The 16,796-nt window shown below is 66.8% G+C and carries 13 protein-coding genes; all 13 read right to left on the bottom strand.

Annotated features, from left to right (window positions below):
• Positions 1–15 precede the first annotated feature (15 nt).
• A complete protein-coding gene (urtE, locus tag J5F18_RS09140; RefSeq protein ID WP_346301931.1) occupies positions 16–714 on the bottom strand; it encodes an urea ABC transporter ATP-binding subunit UrtE in 699 nt (232 codons plus the stop codon).
• Entirely contained in the window at positions 714–1,553 is an 840-nt protein-coding gene (gene urtD, locus J5F18_RS09135; RefSeq protein ID WP_346301930.1) for an urea ABC transporter ATP-binding protein UrtD, read from the bottom strand. Before urtD ends, urtE begins: the two co-directional genes overlap by 1 nt.
• Positions 1,550–2,716: an urea ABC transporter permease subunit UrtC gene (gene urtC, locus J5F18_RS09130; RefSeq protein ID WP_346301929.1), complete on the bottom strand. Its 1,167-nt coding sequence runs from the start codon at positions 2,714–2,716 to the stop codon at positions 1,550–1,552. The genes urtD and urtC overlap by 4 nt, the downstream gene beginning before the upstream one ends.
• A 3-nt stretch (positions 2,717–2,719) precedes the next feature.
• Positions 2,720–4,342, bottom strand: coding sequence for an urea ABC transporter permease subunit UrtB (gene urtB / locus J5F18_RS09125; RefSeq protein ID WP_346301928.1), 1,623 nt, complete (start codon positions 4,340–4,342; stop codon positions 2,720–2,722).
• A gap of 213 nt (positions 4,343–4,555) precedes the next feature.
• Positions 4,556–5,869: an urea ABC transporter substrate-binding protein gene (gene urtA / locus J5F18_RS09120; RefSeq protein ID WP_346302206.1), complete on the bottom strand. Its 1,314-nt coding sequence runs from the start codon at positions 5,867–5,869 to the stop codon at positions 4,556–4,558.
• A 437-nt stretch (positions 5,870–6,306) separates the two neighbouring features.
• Positions 6,307–9,018 (bottom strand): hypothetical protein, encoded by a 2,712-nt coding sequence (locus J5F18_RS09115; protein WP_346301927.1) that lies wholly within the window; start codon positions 9,016–9,018, stop codon positions 6,307–6,309.
• Between the two features lie 14 nt (positions 9,019–9,032).
• Complete coding sequence (locus J5F18_RS09110) at positions 9,033–10,313, bottom strand: ATP citrate lyase citrate-binding domain-containing protein (protein ID WP_346301926.1); 1,281 nt, start codon at positions 10,311–10,313, stop codon at positions 9,033–9,035.
• A gap of 244 nt (positions 10,314–10,557) precedes the next feature.
• Positions 10,558–12,054, bottom strand: a complete 1,497-nt coding sequence (locus J5F18_RS09105; RefSeq protein ID WP_346301925.1) for a tripartite tricarboxylate transporter permease — start codon at positions 12,052–12,054, stop codon at positions 10,558–10,560.
• A 19-nt stretch (positions 12,055–12,073) separates the two neighbouring features.
• Positions 12,074–12,559 (bottom strand): tripartite tricarboxylate transporter TctB family protein, encoded by a 486-nt coding sequence (locus J5F18_RS09100; RefSeq protein WP_346301924.1) that lies wholly within the window; start codon positions 12,557–12,559, stop codon positions 12,074–12,076.
• A gap of 98 nt (positions 12,560–12,657) precedes the next feature.
• Positions 12,658–13,155, bottom strand: coding sequence for a tripartite tricarboxylate transporter substrate-binding protein (locus tag J5F18_RS09095; RefSeq protein WP_346301923.1), 498 nt, complete (start codon positions 13,153–13,155; stop codon positions 12,658–12,660).
• A 622-nt stretch (positions 13,156–13,777) separates the two neighbouring features.
• A complete protein-coding gene (locus tag J5F18_RS09090; RefSeq protein WP_346302205.1) occupies positions 13,778–14,569 on the bottom strand; it encodes a response regulator in 792 nt (263 codons plus the stop codon).
• A gap of 73 nt (positions 14,570–14,642) precedes the next feature.
• Positions 14,643–16,337 carry a sensor histidine kinase gene (locus tag J5F18_RS09085; RefSeq protein WP_346301922.1) on the bottom strand — a complete coding sequence of 565 codons (1,695 nt, stop codon included), beginning with the start codon at positions 16,335–16,337 and terminating at the stop codon, positions 14,643–14,645.
• A 73-nt stretch (positions 16,338–16,410) separates the two neighbouring features.
• On the bottom strand, positions 16,411–16,796 hold a 386-nt coding region (locus J5F18_RS09080), incomplete at its 5' end, for an SAM-dependent methyltransferase (RefSeq protein ID WP_346301921.1).

Below are 16,796 nucleotides of genomic sequence, written 5' to 3'. Positions count from 1 at the left end.
GCCCTGCGGTGCTTCCTAGACGGTCAGGTGCGCCTTGATCAACTCATCGGTGAGCTCGCCGATGGCGCCCTTGGCCACCGGCCGGCCGCGATCCATGATCACGAAGCGGTCGGCGTACTTGCGGGCGAAGGGCAGCTTCTGCTCCACCAGCAGCACGGTGAGGCCGTCTTCCGCGATCAGCTTGCGGATCACCTCGCCGATCAGGGTGACGATATTGGGCTGGATGCCCTCCCCCGGCTCGTCGAGGATCAGCAGCCGCGGCTCGAGCACCAGCGCCCGGCCGATGGCCAGCTGCTGCTGCTGCCCCCCGGAGAGATCGCCGCCGCGGCGGTGCTTCATCTCCTGAAGCACAGGGCAGAGATCGTAGATGCGCTCCGGAATGGTGCGCCGGCCGTCGCCCCGGGCGGCCAGCCCCGTGCGCAGGTTCTCCTCCACGGTGAGCAGCGGAAAGATCTGGCGGCCCTGGGGCACGTAGCCGATGCCGAGCCGCGAGCGCGCCTCCACGCGCCGCTTGGTCAGCTCCACGTCGTCGGCGTAGCGGATGCTGCCGGAGGACACCCTCACCTCGCCCATGATCGCCTTCATCAGGGTGGTCTTGCCCACCCCGTTGCGGCCCATCACGCAGGTGCACTCCCCCGCCGGCACCTCCAGGTCGAGATCCCAGAGGGTGTGGCTCTCGCCGTAGTACTGGTTGAGCTTGTCGATACTCAGCATCACGCCACCTCCTCGTCGGCCTCGGCCCCCAGATAGACCTCGATCACCCTGGGGTCGCTGGCCACCTGATCCATGCTGCCCTCGGCCAGCACGCTGCCCTGATGGAGCACCGTCACCTGGCGAGCGATGGAGCGCACGAAGCCCATATCGTGCTCGACGACAACGACAGACTGCTTGCCGGCAAGCCCGGTCAGAAGCTCCGCGGTGCGCTCCATCTCCTGCTCGGTCATGCCGGCCACCGGCTCGTCCACCAGCAGCAGGCGCGGCCGCTGCATCAGCAGCATGCCGATCTCCAGCCACTGCTTCTGGCCGTGGGAGAGGATGCCCGCCGGCCGGTCGCGCAGCGCGGTGAGACCGATGGTGTCGAGCCCCTCCTCGATGCGATCGCGCACCTCGCCATTCATCCGTGCGGTGAGGGTCGGCAGGATGCGCTTGTCGGCGGCCATGGCCAGCTCCAGGTTCTCGAACACGCTGAGCGCCTCGAAGACCGTGGGCTTCTGGAACTTGCGGCCGATGCCGAGACTGGCGATCTCCGGCTCGTTCAGGGTCAGCAGGTCGTGGCGGCTGCCGAACCACACCGAGCCGGTGTCGGGGCGGGTCTTGCCGGTGATGATGTCCATCATGGTGGTCTTGCCGGCACCGTTGGGACCGATGATGCAACGCAGCTCGCCGTCGTCGATGGTCAGGTTGAGGTTGTCGATGGCCTTGAAGCCGTCGAAGCTCACCGTGACGTCCTCCAGGTAGAGGATCGGGCCGTGGCGCACGTCCACCGGCGAAGCGGCGGGCACCAGGAAGTCGAAGACCCGGTCGCGGTCGGCAAGGGATCTCAGCAGGCTCATGGGGTCACCTCCCCGCCGGTGGCGCCGTTTTGATTGCCGGTCGCGCCGCTGTCATCGTCCCGTCGGCGCCGCTTGAGGCGATAGGCGAGCAACCCCGCCACGCCCTTGGGCAGGAAGACCGTGACCAGCACGAAGAGCCCACCGAGGGCGAAGAGCCAGGCGTCGGGCATGGCGCCGGTGAAATAGGTCTTGGCGTAGTTGACCAGTATCGCCCCGATTACCGCCCCGTAGAGGGTCCCCCGGCCGCCCAGCGCCACCCAGAGCACGATCTCGATGGAGAAGAGCGGCGAGAACTCGCTGGGGTTGATGATCCCCACCTGGGGCACATAGAGGGCGCCGGCGAGCCCCGCCAGCATCGCCGAGACCACGAAGACGAAGAGCTGGAAGCGCTCCACCCGGTAGCCGAGAAAGCGCGTGCGCGCCTCGGCATCACGGGTGGCCACGCAGACCCGGCCGAGCTTGCTCGTCACGATGGCCCGGCACACGACGTAGCCCAGCGCCAGCGCCACGCCGCTGGCCAGAAAGAGCCCCAGCCGCGTCTCGTTGCTGCGCAGGTTGAAGCCCAGGATCTCGCGGAAGTCGGTCAGTCCGTCGCTGCCGCCGAAGCCCATCTCGTTGCGGAAGAAGGCCAGCATCAGGGCGAAGGTGAGCGCCTGGGTGATGATGGAGAGATAGACACCGGTGACCCGGGAGCGGAAGGCCAGGAAGCCGAACACCAGCGCCAGCGCCCCCGGCACCAGCAGCACCATCAGGAAGGCGAACCAGGCCATGTCGAAGCCGAGCCAGTACCAGGGCAGGCTCTCCCAGCTCAGAAACACCATGAAGTCCGGCAGCACGGGATCGCCATACACCCCGCGGTCGCCGATCTGGCGCATCAGGTACATGCCCATGGCGTAGCCGCCCAGCGCGAAGAAGGCGCCGTGGCCCAGGCTCAGGATGCCCAGATAGCCCCACACCAGGTCTACCGCCACCGCGAGCAGTGCGTAGCTGAGGTACTTGCCGAAGAGGTTGACGGTATAGGCGTTGACGTGGAGCGGATGGCCCTGGGGCACCGCCACATGCAGCAGCGTCACCAGGGTCATGGCCGCCAGCAGCACGCCGAGGAACAGCTGCGTCGAGCGCTCGCCGAAGGGGCGCGTCAGCCAGAAGTGTGTGGAATGCATCGTTTAGCCCTCCGCCGCCCGGCCCTTCTGCGGGAAGAGTCCGCGGGGGCGCTTCTGAATGAACAGGATGATGAAGACGAGCACGATGATCTTGGCCAGCACGGCGCCCGCCCAGGGCTCCAGCACCTGGTTGATCACGCCCAGCGACAGGCCCGCCACCAGGGTGCCCCAGAGGTTCCCGACGCCGCCGAACACCACCACCATGAAGGAGTCGATGATGTAGCTCTGACCCAGGTTGGGCCCCACGTTGGTGAGCTGGGAGAGCGCCACCCCGGCGAGCCCCGCCACCCCGGAGCCCAGGGCGAAGGTGAGGATATCGACCCGGGTGGCGCGAATGCCCATGGAGCGCGCCATGGCGCGATTCTGGGTCACCGCCCGCACCTCCAGCCCGAGCCGGGTGCGGCGCATGATCAGCACCAGTGCGGCGAACACCGCCAGGGCGAAGGCGATCACCACCATGCGGTTCAGCGTCAGCGAGAGGGCGTCATTGATGGCGATGGAGCCGCTCATCCACTCCGGGGAGACCACGGTGCGGTTCTGGGGCGAGATCAGGGTGCGCACCAGCTGCTGCAGGATCAGGCTGATGCCGAAGGTGGCCAGCAGGGTCTCCAGGGGCCGCCCCTTGAGGAACTGGATCACCCCGCGCTCGATGGCGATGCCGGCCAGCGCCGCCACCATGAAGCCGGCGGGAATCGACAGGATCAGCGCGAGGCCCGGCTGGCCGGGCAGCAGCTGCTGCATCACCCAGGTGGTGTAGGCGCCGAGCATGATCAGCTCGCCGTGGGCCATGTTGATCACCCCCATCACCCCGAAGGTGATGGCCAGGCCGATGGCCGCCAGCACCAGCACAGAGCCCAGTGAGAGCCCGAAGTAGAGGGTCTCGGCGGCACGGTTGACCTTGAGCATCTGCTCGATGCCGTTCAAGGCGTTGCGGGCGGCATCGGCCAGCACCGGGTCGTCACCGTTCGCCGCCTGGCTCTCTGTCGCGCCCGAAGCCGCGCGTGCAAGGGCCACCCTGACTCGGGGGTGCAGGCTGCCCTCGAGGTCGGCCACGGCGGCCACCTCGCCCTGCTCCAGGCGGTGGATGGCCAGTGCCTGGGTCAGGCGGCGGCGCACCCGGGCGTCCTCCTCGCCCTCGATCACCTCGGCCAGGGGCGTTGCCAGGTCGGCGTCCACCTCGCCGAGCAGCCGCTCGGCGGAGGCGCGGCGCAGTCTCAGGTCCGCCGAGTAGAGGTCCACCACGGCGATGGCGCTGCGCAGCTGGTTGCGCAGGGCGTTGTTGATGCCGATACGGTCGAGATCGCGGCGCGACATCTCGCCCAGCGCCTCGCCGGTCAGGGCGTCCTGCACCGGCCAGTTGCGGCCGCGGTTGTCCAGCACCACCACGAAGCGGCCGTCATCGGCGCGCTGCAGGCGGCCGTCGAGCAGGGCCTGGAGCCAGTCCCGGGCGCGCTCGTCATCGCTGGCCACGATGGCCTCGATGGCGCGACCCTTGGCGGGGAAGCTGTCGACGTCGAGCGCTTCAAGCAGCTCGATGGCCGCCGAGTCGTCGGCCGAGGGCTGGGCCTGGGCGCCCAGCGGCACGGCCAGCAGCACCAGCAGCCAGAGTAAAAGGAGACGCCTCATGGGTTCATCCTTTGCATTAGGGAGTCACGAAGTGGGTAAAGCGGGCGTGCGCTCCGCCCAGGGCCATCGCAGCTGGCAGGCTGTTCCGGCGACAGGCCTGCGAGGGGGCACTGTAAACCCATCCCTGGGCGCTGCCGATGCCATCCCTAGCATAGGACCCCTCTTCGACCTGTCCCCGGCGCCTTGCGCTTGATGCGACGCCGGGAGCGGGCGTTACTCGGCGAGGGCGGCCTCGGCCTCCTCGGCGGCGGTGCTGCCGCCGCAGCGGCCGGTGGCCACGTTGAAGTTGCCGCAGCGCATGGGCGCCTGCCAGTCGGCCATCAGGTCGCGCGAGCCGGGCAGGAAGTCGGACCAGGCATCGCCGGCCACGGTGGACGGGGTCTGCCAGACGATATCGAACTGGCCGTTGTCCTGGACCTCGCCGATCAGCACCGGCTTGGTGATGTGGTGGTTGGGCATCATGGCCGCATAGCTGCCGGAGAGGTTGGGCACCACCACGCCGATGATGGCGTCCTTGATGGCGTCGGGGTCGGTGGTACCGGCCTTGCGCACCGCCTCGGCCCACATGTTGAAGCCAATGTAGTGGGCCTCCATAGGATCGTTGGTGACCGCCTCCTCGTCGCCGGTCCACTCGATCCAGGCGTCGATGAAGTCGTAGTTGGCGTCGGTGTCGACGCTCATGAAGTAGTTCCAGGCGGCCAGGTGGCCCACCAGCGGGGCGGTGTCGATGCCGGTCAGCTCCTGCTCGCCCACCGAGAAGGCGATGACCGGGATGTCGCCGGCATCCACCCCCTGGTTGCCCAGCTCCCGGTAGAAGGGCACGTTGGCATCGCCGTTGATGGTGGAGACCACCGCGGTGGGCTTGCCCTCGCTGCCGAAGCGGCGCACCTCGGCGACGATGTTCTGCCAGTCGGAGTGTCCGAAGGGTGTGTAGTTGACCAGGATGTCCTCGTCGGCGATGCCGTGCTCTTCCTTGAGGAAGGCTTCGAGGATACGGTTGGTGGTGCGCGGATAGACGTAGTCGGTGCCGAGCAGCGCGAAGCGCTCGATGCCCATCTCGTTGATCAGGTACTCCACGGCGGGGATCGCCTGCTGGTTGGGTGCCGCGCCGGTGTAGAAGACGTTCTCGGAGGACTCCTCCCCCTCGTACTGCACCGGATAGAAGAGCAGGCCGTTGAGCTCCTCGAAGACCGGCAATACCGCCTTGCGCGACACCGAGGTCCAGTTGCCGAACACCACGTCCACCTCGTGCTGGGCGAGCAGCTCCCGGGCGCGCTCGGCGAACAGCGGCCAGTTGGAGGCCGGGTCCACGACCACCGCCTCGAGCTGGCGGCCCAGCAGCCCCCCCTGCTCGTTCTGCTTCTCGATCAGCATCTCCACGGTGTCCTTGAGCACTGTTTCGCTGATCGCCATGGTGCCGGAGAGGGAGTGCAGGATGCCCACCTTGATGGGGTCGTCGTCGGCCAGGGCCTGGCCGCCTGCGCCCAGCAGGGAGGCGGTGAGCAGCGCCGTGGCGAGGGGGCGCATCCGCAGGGTCTTGGGTCGGGATAGGGTCACGAGAGTCTCCTTGATCCCCGCGCGGGGGTCGTTGTGGTACGGCGATGCCGAATCGGCAAGAAGATAAAGCAAGGGGTGCGCCATAGTGAGCCATTCTCAAAGTAACCCTTCAATGACAAAAGGTTAGGAATGATCGATACGGCGCTACAGAATCCCGCCCGCACCGAACAGGTGCAAACAGCGTCTGGCGGGGCGCCGGCCATGCACCACGCATCGCCTCGCGCCCACCCTCCTGCACCATGTCGGTGCGGCGCAGCGGTGCGACGGTGCGGAACCACGGGCACAACGACGCGGGGCGCCGGTCTGACCGGCGCCCCTTTGTGGCCTATCTCGTTCGCTCCTGGTGACTACCAGCAACTAAAGGTGTGGTACCCGCACCAGGCCCTCCCCGCATCGGCAAAGATCGATCAGACGACATGGACGCACGCCGAAGCGGGAGTGCGCGTGTCCATGTTGCGCCCCCGATTCAGGTGATCATCGATCTCGGCCGCGGAGCCGATCATGCGACCGTAGAGGAAGACGCTGAAGGCTGCCGTCTCGAGGTCTCGCTCGGTCAGCTCGCCAGACGTGTAATCCTTCCACAGAATCGCGAGCAGCAGCGCCGCGATCACCGCGTCGACGTTGACGCAGAAGACGTAGCGGCTGGCACCCACGTCATACAGCGCTTGCACGAGCTCACGGTAGAAGGCATGGAAGATATTGTAGTCGCCGCGCTTCGCCATGAACTCCGCGATGAAGCGCTCGCGCGGATCGTAGTTGACCGGCTTGCCCTTGAAGATCGGGTGGTGGACGCCGGGCAAGGCGCGGACCTCGGTCCCGATCTCCTTGGCCTCGGCCTTCTCACGCTTGTAGGCGCGGGCGAAGTCGTTGGCCATGGCCTTGAGGTCGATGCCGTGGCTCGGGTCGGTAGGGTCGATGAGCCCCTTGCCCTTGAACTGGTCGAGCAGGAAGGCCATCCCCTCGAAGCCGTTGCCGCCGTGGCTGTAGCCGGTGTGAGTGAGAAATCCCACCATGGCCTTGTTGATCTGCACGCGCTCAGGGGTCTGAGGTCCGTCAGCCGAGACCGCCCCCTTGGCGCCTTGTGCCGAGATCGAGCCTGGGCCGTTGGAGATCAGCAGACCGACGAGGACCTGGAGCGGCAACGCCTCGTCGCGGGTCGGCTTCTTGCCGGTCATGGCGAGGAAGCAGAGATCCGCCATGGTCCATTGGCCAAAGCGCTCGTCGCGCGGAATGCCACACAGCGAACCGGGCTGGTGGTGGGAACCCGGGATCGTCGCGCCGACCATCACGCCGTAGAGGCGTAAATACCAGGGCAACGTCTCCGCGGTCAGGCGCGAGATGCGTTTGCGCATGAGGGGACCCCAGGCGATGGTCAGACTGATCGCGGCGAGGATGGCATCCCGGGAGAGGCGACCGTTCAGGGTTGCAAGGTATTTGAGGAAGACCGACTTGCCACCGCGCGCCTTGACGGCGGCGAGCATCGCCTCGGGGCGGGGGTCGTCAGCCTCGGCCTCGGAGGCGAGAAAGAGCGCGCGGGTGGCGGCGTCCATGGTGATCGCCGAGGTGTCGAACTCCTCGCTATGGCCGTCCCGCAGGCCGGAATGCGCAAAGAGGTCGATCAGCGCGCTGGTGCAGGCCAACGCGCGCTCGATCCGCTTCGGTCCGACGATCGCGGCGGCCGCCGCCATGATGGCGTTGGGCGCATTGCCCGCGTCCCGCGCGGCGTCGGCAGCCACGAGGATCGGGTCACCGACCAGGTTCACCTCCGCCGCCACCGCCACATCGAGCATGGCACGATCGTTCTCGCCGGCGATCTCGTGGACCAGTGGCAATGCAAAGTTGGCCTCCAGCGGATCGAGCGCAAGGTCGAGCACTGAATAGCCGTGTACGCTGGTCACCTGGGTGGTGGGGTCCATCACCGAAGCACCGGATTTGTCCTTCATGGTCTGGCGGGCGATCACCGCACCAACCTGGCGCTTGAGCACGGCGATCTGGGTCGCATAGGGCTCACTCGGCGTCACCGGGGGCATGACGAGTTCGGGGGGCAGCGCCAGACCCTGGTCGTTGGCGATCCAGGGCTTGAGCGCGAGGCTGCCCGTCGAGGCGAAATCGGGCGAAACGCCGTTCAGCTCCATCACCGCGGTCAGTGCCATGGGGATGTCGGCGATATTGGTCACCACCGCGCCCTTGGCCGAGACCACCGGGTTGTCGGGCGTGTAGAGGCCGTCAACCCCGAAGGCTTCCATCAACCAGCCCTCCTTGTCTTCCGCCCGGTCGCCCGAGCCGGCCATCGCACCGGCATGGCCGACGGCACGGGTGAGCTTCGACTTCCAGCGGCCGACGACACAGGCAACCGTCGGCTTGCCGAAATCGACACCATACTCGTGATAGCCACCCGGTTCGACATAGAGCACCGCGGCTTTCGAGCGGTCGTCGTTCACCAGCGCATGGGAGAAGTCACGCGCGTTGTAATGGATATAGACGTCCTTCCCACTCGAGATAAGCGTTGTGGTACCCCAGCCTTCGGTCGCGAGATACTGCGCGATGGTGGTGGTGAAGCCTCCCGAGTTCGAGAAGATCGCGACCGAGCCCTTGCGCAGAGACTCCTCGGGACTGTCGCCACCGAGTGCTCCGCCAATACGCACCTGGTTCCAGCTGTCGGCCACACCGAGGCAATTGCCACCGATGATGTCGACGCCATTGGCCTGCCCTATCGCGCGGATCTCGCGCGCATCGTGCACGGCAATCTTTTCGGTAATGATGACAATCTTTTCCAGAGCGTTGTTGACACGAATGAGCTCCGCCACCCCATCGCGCACGCTGGGGGGCGGGAGGTAGACGACGCCTACATTGAAGGTGTGCCCCGCATCCAGGCCCTCACGCACATTATTGAACACCGGAATATCGCCAGCGGGAGTCTTGAGCTTCTGCCCGGTACGCCCCGGCGAGGTACCGAAGACCACGTTGCCCCCCGAGTAGGCATGACTCACCGGTGTCACCGTGCGTGACTCGCCACCCATGATGTTGAGAACACAGACGCGATCCTCTCGCCTCGCCACATCGGCCAGCGAGTGAATGCCGAGATAGTATGGAAAATCCGCAATGCCTTGAAGATACATGATGCTTCTCCCCCTTAAGCCGGTGTCTTGATGCCGAGATGCCGGGCGATCTCGGCACGGCCTCCGTCACGCATCCACAGATCGAGATTCTTCGCGTAGCTCACCACTTCCGAGATGGCACTGTCGAAGCCAAAGAAGCGGTAGGGCACGCCAAGGCTGTCCAGCGTGTCGCCAAGGTTGCCCATGCCACGTACCAGGTTTGGCCCACCGCGCCCGACGACGACATAGAGCGGTGTCGGCCCGTACTCCGCGAAATGCTCGCGCAGCGCATCGCCCATGCCCCGGAAGGTCTCGAGGATATCCGTGTTGTTCGACTTCCCCCCGATGATGAACAGCACATTGGTCTGGGCAAGGAAATGCCGATAGCAGATCGCGGCCACCGACTTCATCTTTTCATAGGGAGGGTTGCCACCGAAATCCGAGGAGATGATCGCGGCGTCCCCCAGCACCTCGGTCACCAGGCTATTGGCACCACCGCCGAAGGTTGGCGCCAGGATGGTGCCCTTGTCGTTGATCACAAAGACATCCGACTGGCCCTGGTGGGTACGAAGCCGGTTCACTTCCTGCTCGAAGGCCGAGACGTCGGCGGCGAAGATCTGTTCGGGCAGGCCCAGCCGCCCCACCCGGGGATCATCGCGGTCAAAGCCACATTTGAAGTCGCAAGCAACCGGTATCAGCCGGCCGTCGCGGCCGGGGCGCATGCGGATGGGGTTCAGTTCCAGCGTGGTCATACCATAGTGATGCACCAGCTCCCAGAGCTTGGGCAGGTGCTGCACCAACGGCGAGATGATCTCCTTCGGCGCACCGATGTCGCTCAGTGCATTGGCCACCACGAAGGCCTTGAGACCCGTCAGCGCCTCGAAAGGCACGGTGGCGATCTCGGATTTGTCCAGCTCCTCGATATCGACGCCGCCGCGGTGGGTCAGGGTTATGGTCGGCGCCCGGAAGCGGCTCTCGTCGGAGATGGAAAAATAGACCTCGTGCTCGGCCGGCACGCCGGCCTCGAATGTCACCCCGTTCGCCTTGGCGTAGGCATTGCCGTGGCGATGCTCGGCGAAATAGAGTCGCTCCTTTTCCGCCATGGCGGTGCGCAGATCGCTCGCCTTGCCGATAAGCCCCGCCTTGCCCTTCTTGCCGACGCCACCGCGGAACAGCGGCTTTATGAAGATCAACCCGTGGCGAGCGATCAAATCCTGAATCTGGTCTTCAGTCGCATCGGGCCCAAGCACTTCCGAGGTCGGAAACCCGACATGATTGAGAAGTCTTGCCCCTTGTAGCATTCCGGTAAGCTGCATATTATTTTCTCCAATAGACCACTGCTTTCAGGTAAAAAATCCAGCAAGCGGCAGAAAAGCAAGAGTCTCTATTGCCCCTTGCCATCCTGGCGCCCTCCTCTTCGATCTACGGCCAATGACAAGGTCGTCAACAGGGCACGGCGAACCATGGCTGGCGTAAAAAAGGGGTATCGAAAGAGTTGATACCCCAAATGATTGGCTGAGTTCTGTATGCCTGTCGGCATCGACAAGTCACTTTAATGGCTTATCTGGTGGCGCGTGACCTGGTCCTGGCCTTGCGCAGCAGCGGCAGGCCCAGGGAGAGCAGTGCCACCGCCAGCAACGCCAGCGAGATCGGCTTGTCGATGAAGGTCATCCAATCGCCGCCGGAGATCTGCAGGGCCCGGCGCATGGACTCCTCCATGATGCTGCCGAGGATCAGCGCCAGGATCAGCGGCGCCGCCGGGAAACCGAACAGGCGCATGCCCAGGCCCAGCAGGCCGAAGCCGAGCAGCAGCAGCAGGTCGAAGACGCTGAAGCTCATGCCGTAGACCCCCACCATGCAGAAGATCAGGATCAGCGCCAGCAGCAGCGGCCTGGGCAGATCGAGCACCTTGGCGATCAGCGGGATCAGCGGCAGGTTGAGCACCAGCAGGAAGATGTTGCCCAGGTACATGCTGGCCACCACCCCCCAGAAGACATCGGGACGGTCCACCAGCATCGTCGGCCCCGGCGAGACCCCCATCACCAGCAGGGCGCCGAGCAGCACGGCGGTGGAGCCGGAGCCAGGCACGCCGAGGGTCAGCAGCGGCACGAAGGAGCCGGTGCAAGCGGCGTTGTTGGCCGCCTCGGGTGCCGCCACCCCCTTGATATTGCCCTTGCCGAAGGTGTCACCGTCCTTGGCCAGGCGCTTCTCCATGCTGTAGCCGAGGAAGGAGCCGATGGTGGCACCGGCGCCCGGCAGCACCCCGGTGAAGAAGCCGAGCACCGAGCTGCGCGCCACGGGCGCGGCGATCTGCCCGGCTTCCTGCCTGGTGAGCTTGAGCGAGCCGATGGCCGTGCGCGGCTGCTCCTTGCCACCACCGCCCCTAAGCAGCATGTAGAACACCTCGGCCAGGGCGAAGATGCCCAGCGCCACCACCAGGAAGTCGATACCGTCGAGCAGGTGAACGGCACCGAAGGTGTAGCGCTCGGTGCCGGTCTGCAGGTCGATGCCCATGATCGAGATCATCACCCCCACCACGGCGGCGATCAGCCCCTTGACCAGCGACTTGTCGGAGAGCGACACCACCGCCGTGAGGCCCAGCACCATCAGCGAGAAGTACTCGGCGGGCCCGAAACTCACCGCCACCCGGCCGAGCAGCGGCGCCACCAGCATCAGGAAGATGATGGAGACGGTGCCACCGATGAAGGAGGCGTAGGCGGCGATGGCCAGGGCCTTGCCGGCCTGGCCCTGCTTGGCCATCGGGTAACCGTCGAAGGAGGTGGCCACGGTCCCCGCCACTCCGGGCGCATTGAGCAGGATCGAGGAAGAGGAGCCGCCGAAGATGGCACCGTAGTAGACCCCGGCCATCAGGATCAGCCCCGAGGAGGGATCCATGCCGAAGGTCAGCGGGATCATCAGCGCCAAGGCGCTGATCGGGCCGAGCCCCGGCAGCATGCCGATGATGGTACCGGCGAAGACCCCGGCGAAGACGTAGAGGATATTGATCGGCTCCAGCGCGATGCTGAAGCCGTACATCAGATTGCTGAAAGCTTCCATGGGATCAGTCTCCGTCCGGTCAGATCGGCAGCACGCCGGTGGGCAGGTAGACGCCCATGAGCCGGGTCAGGGTCAGGTAGAGGAACAGCACCACGCCCAGCGACACCGCCAGGTTGATGCCGTGACGGGCATAGCCGAAGTACCAGCCGAGGCCGAAGACCAGCGTCGTGGAGGCCAGCACGAAACCCGCCGGCACCAGCAGCAGCGCGAAGGCGGCGATGGCCAGGGCGGTGATCACCACCCGCGACCAGGGACGCAGCAGCAGCGGCGCCTTGGCCTCGGCCGCCGCCTCGTCGTCGGGCTGGGGCTCGCCGGTGGCGGGCGCCTCGAGGAAGAGCAGCACGGAGAGGCCCAGCAGAGTGAAGCCAAGCACCTTGGGGAAGAGGTCGGAGTCGATGGGCCGCGGCAGCGGGAAGGTCGGAATCTGCCAGGCCATGGCCAGATAGCCTACCGACAGCAGCGCCAGCAGCAGCGCGATGATCTGGTTGGAGTTGAGTCGTGTCATGGGAACCTGCCCGGGGCACGGAGGTGCCGGTGCATGGGTACGGGGTCACCCGGGAGCGAGAGCTCCCGGGAGGGATCAGGGGGTGTGAGGACGCGGGATCACTGGCTCAGCAGGCCGAGGTCACCCAGGATGGTGCTGAACTGTTCCTTCTGTTCGTCCAGGAAGGCGCCGAACTCTTCGCTGGCCTGGTAGGCATCGAGCCAGCCCAGCTGGTCGCGGGCCTGGGCCCAGGCCTCGGTCTCCTGCATGCGAGCGAAGAGATCCTCGTAGTAGGCCACCGCCTCGGCGGGCATGTCCGGCGCACCCAAGACACCACGCCAGATGTCGAAGGTGTATTCGATGCCCTGCTCCTGGTAGGTGGGAACATCGGCCAGTACCCCGCTCAGCCGCTCGGGGGACGAGACGCCGAGTGCCCGCAGCTGGCTGCCCTCGCCCAGTTGACCGGAGGCTTCGCCGGCGCCGGTGATCCCGGCCGCCACATGGCCGCCCATCACATTGGTCAGGACCTCGCCGCCGCCGGAGAAGGCGATGTAGTTGACGTCGGCGGCCCCCAGGCCGGCCGCGGCGGCCAGGCCGGCCATGGAGATATGGTCCATGGAGCCCGGCGCGCTGCCACCGCCGATGCTCAGCCTCGGGTTCTCGGCGAGGGCCGCGAACGATGGAGTAGTCGGTGATCAGCCGGGCGATGGGGGTGAAGGCGGTATGGTCATAGCGCGAGGCGCCGGCCAGGGGCACCAGGATGATGGGCGGGCTGGTGGCGAACAGCTTGTGCGGATTGCCCGAATCGCGGGCGATCTGCGCCCAGGCCACGGCACCGCCGCCACCGGGCGTGTTGATGACGCCGAAGCTGCGCTCGGCCAGGCCTTCCTCCTGGATGACCCGGGCGGTGGTGCGTGCCAGGGTGTCCCAGCCACCGCCGGGATTGGCCGGGGCGATGAACTCGATGTTGCGGGCCGGGGTCCAGTCGTCGGCCTGGGCCGCCGTGGCCAGGCCGGTCAGGGCGACCAGCGGCAGGACGATGGCGGTAAGGCCTTTGGTAGTGAATCTGGCAGTCATGGTGTTCTCCTCGAGAGGGAATCGTTGTTATGGGAAGCGGCTCCGAGAGCGTGCAGAGCAGACGTTAGAGGAGCGGCGCCATGGATCACAACCTTGTGAACATAATGAAGAAAAAGAGCGTTCTGGGCATTTAGTCCATTCTGCTCACGGCGGCAGTGTCCCCTACCCCTCCTCGTACCAGAGGCTCGCCTCCCCCACCAGGCGATAGCGGCGCTCCGGCCTGCCCACATCACCATAGCCCAGCTCGGCCTCCACCACCTGCACCGAGACCAGAAACTCCAGGTAGCGCCGTGCCGTGGAGCGGCTGGCGCCCATGGCCTTAGCCACCTGCATGGCCGCCAGGGGCTCCGGCGCCGCCTCCAGAGCCGCCACCACGACCCGCAGGGTCAGCCGGTCGATGCCCTTGGGCAGCTGGCGGCGCTTCCCGGGTGCCGCGGCCCCCCCTGCCGTCCCCTGGGGCTGCACCCGGGCCAATACCCGGTCGAGCTCCTCCTGGCTCATCTCGCCGCGGGCCGCCAGGGCCGCCCGCTCGCGGCGGAAGCGTGTCAGCATCTGCGCCATGCGCGTCGCCTCGGCGGGCTTGATCAGGTAGTCGAAGACGCCACCACGCAGGGCTTCGCTGATGGTGTCCACCTCCCGGGCCGCGGTGACCATCACCACGTCCATGTGCAGATAGTCGCGACGCAGGAGCCACAGCAGCTCCAGCCCCTCCACGTCGGGCAGGTAGGCATCCAGCAACACCAGGGCGATCTCCTCGGCATGCCGGGCCAGCAGCTCCCGCGCCTCGGTGCCGGAGCGCGCCATGCCCACCACCCGGAACCCGGCGCTCTGCTCGATGAAGGCGCGATGGATCTCGGCGATGCGGAAGTCGTCTTCGATGATCAGGATTCCATAGTCCTGACGAGTGGCGCCCTGGTGGTCGGCGCGGCGGGGGACATCCCCCGGGGTCGGCATGTCGGGACCTGGCATCTTTCCTCCACTGGCGTACACGGTTTTATTCTTGAAAGCCGGGGCTTGTCGTCAGGGATCACTCGGCAACCGTCGCCGGCGCGCGGCACAGCGCCCGGTCGAGAACCACCGCGAAGCAGGCCCCGCCCAGCTCACTCTCCTCCAGGGTGATGGCACCGCCGTGCTCGGCACACAACCGCGCCACCAGCGCCAGGCCGATGCCGCGATGCCGGCCGGGCTTGGTGGAATAGCCCTCCTCGAAGATCCGCTCCACATGCTCGGGGGGCACCCCGGGGCCATTGTCCTCCACCTCGATCAGCAGCTGCTCACCCAAATCGGTGAAGAACAACCGTACCCACGGCCCCTTGCCGTCGCGCCCTTCTCCCTGGCGAGCGGCATGGCAGGCATTGTCGATGAGATTGCCGAGTACCGTCATCAGCACCTCCTGGCCGGCGGCGGTCAACGGCAACGAGAGCGAGCTCTGGTCGTCGATCTCAAGCACCACGCCCAACTCCCGGGCGCGGGTCAGCTTGCCGAGCAGGGTACCGCTGATCACCGGATCGGCCACATGGCCCATCAGGAAGCTCATCTGGGCCTGGGCACGCTCGGTCTCCTGGTGGATCAGCGCCAGGGCATCGGCCACGCGATCGAGCTGCAGCAGTCCCGAGATGGTGTAGAGCTTATTGGAGAACTCATGGGCCTGGGCGCGCAGCATGTCCACGTCGCGGCTGGCGGCGGAGAGAGCATCGGAGAGCTCGACGATCTCGCGCCGGCTACGGAAGGTGGCTACCGCCCCCTCGATCTCACCGACATGGCGCACCGGCACACGGTTGACCACCACAGGATGGTCGCCGAGCCACATCTGCTGGTCGAACTGCTGCTCGCCGCTCGCCAGCACCTCGCGCAGCCGCGAGTTGGGCACCACCTCCTGGATCGGCCGCCCCAGCACCTCCCCCGCCTCGGGCAGGTCGAGGAAGCGCCGCGCCTGCTGGTTGACCAGGGTGATCTCGCCCTCGCGGTTCACCGCCAGGATGCCCTCGTGGATCGACTGCAGGATCGCCTCTTTCTCCATGGCCAGCCGCGCGATCTCGTGAGGCTCGAGCCCCAGGATCACCCGCTTGAGATGATGGGAGAGGCCATAGGCGCCGGCGAAGCCGAGCACCACCATGGCCGCCACCAGCCACCAGCCGAGGCTGGTGTGGCGGCCCACGTCCAGGGCCACGCGATCGAGCATGAAGCCCACCGAGACGATGCCGATGATGTTGCCCTCGGCATCGAACACCGGGGTCTTGCCGCGCATGGCCTCGCCCAGCGAGCCCTCGGCCTCGGAGACGTAGGACTCCCCGTCGATCAGCGCGCGGTCATTGTCGCCGCCCACCATGGGCAGGCCGATGCGCTGGGGCAGCGGATGGGAGTAGCGGATGCTGTCGGCGTTGCCCACCACCACGTAGCGGGCGCCGGTGTCTCGGCGGATGCGCTCGGCGATGGGCTGGATGGTGGCGCTGGGGTCGGGATCGTCGAAGGCCGCGACCAGCTCGGGAACGGCCGCCACGCTCTGGGCCACCGCCAGGGCACGCTGGCCCATCTGGTCGCTGATGATCTCGGCCTTGCGGTGGTTCAGGTAGGCGCCCTGAGCCAGCAGCATGGCGGCCAGCAGCACCCCCACCAGCAGCATCACCTGCAGGCGGAAACTGCGCATCAGCCAGTGGCGCCGCGGGCGCTGGTGGCGCAGGCGCCTCACCTCGGCGAGGGCATCCTTGGAATGAGCCGTCATGACGGGCTCCCGACGACCGTGACGCCGTTATTGTCGCACGGGGGAGCCCCTGCGGGCACTCGAGGGACCCACTTCAGCCGCGGCTGCCGGTCTCCCAGCCGCTGGCCACCGCCCGTTCGGCCTGGAACCAGGCCAGGGCATCGTGCAGGGCCACCACCCCGCCGACGATGATCAGGGTGGGTGGATGCAGGGTCGCCCCGGCCAGCCGCGCCGGCAGGTCGGCCAGGGACCCGCGGTGCACCCGCTGGCGGGCCGTGGTGCCCTGCTCGACCAGCGCCACCGGGGTCGTCGGCGCCAGGCCGTGGGCCACCAGCTGGCGGCAGATCTCTGGCAGGCCATGCAGCCCCATGTAGAAGACCAGCGTCTGGCCCGAGCTGGCCAGGGCCGGCCAGTCCAGCTCGGCGCTGCCGTCCTTGAGATGGCCGGTGATGAAGCGTACCGACTGGGCATGGTCGCGAT

Source organism: Halomonas sp. BM-2019, assembly GCF_017584085.1.
This window is presented reverse-complemented; position numbering and strand designations above follow the sequence as displayed.

What these genes read in the sequence shown, in the direction of transcription:
- urtE (WP_346301931.1), bottom strand. Translation starts at nt 714, where the DNA reads ATGCTGAGTATCGACAAGCTCAACCAGTACTACGGCGAGAGCCACACC.
- urtD (WP_346301930.1), bottom strand. Translation starts at nt 1,553, where the DNA reads ATGAGCCTGCTGAGATCCCTTGCCGACCGCGACCGGGTCTTCGACTTC.
- urtC (WP_346301929.1), bottom strand. Translation starts at nt 2,716, where the DNA reads ATGCATTCCACACACTTCTGGCTGACGCGCCCCTTCGGCGAGCGCTCG.
- urtB (WP_346301928.1), bottom strand. Translation starts at nt 4,342, where the DNA reads ATGAGGCGTCTCCTTTTACTCTGGCTGCTGGTGCTGCTGGCCGTGCCG.
- urtA (WP_346302206.1), bottom strand. Translation starts at nt 5,869, where the DNA reads ATGCGCCCCCTCGCCACGGCGCTGCTCACCGCCTCCCTGCTGGGCGCA.
- J5F18_RS09115 (WP_346301927.1), bottom strand. Translation starts at nt 9,018, where the DNA reads ATGTATCTTCAAGGCATTGCGGATTTTCCATACTATCTCGGCATTCAC.
- J5F18_RS09110 (WP_346301926.1), bottom strand. Translation starts at nt 10,313, where the DNA reads ATGCAGCTTACCGGAATGCTACAAGGGGCAAGACTTCTCAATCATGTC.
- J5F18_RS09105 (WP_346301925.1), bottom strand. Translation starts at nt 12,054, where the DNA reads ATGGAAGCTTTCAGCAATCTGATGTACGGCTTCAGCATCGCGCTGGAG.
- J5F18_RS09100 (WP_346301924.1), bottom strand. Translation starts at nt 12,559, where the DNA reads ATGACACGACTCAACTCCAACCAGATCATCGCGCTGCTGCTGGCGCTG.
- J5F18_RS09095 (WP_346301923.1), bottom strand. Translation starts at nt 13,155, where the DNA reads ATGGACCATATCTCCATGGCCGGCCTGGCCGCCGCGGCCGGCCTGGGG.
- J5F18_RS09090 (WP_346302205.1), bottom strand. Translation starts at nt 14,569, where the DNA reads ATGCCGACCCCGGGGGATGTCCCCCGCCGCGCCGACCACCAGGGCGCC.
- J5F18_RS09085 (WP_346301922.1), bottom strand. Translation starts at nt 16,337, where the DNA reads ATGACGGCTCATTCCAAGGATGCCCTCGCCGAGGTGAGGCGCCTGCGC.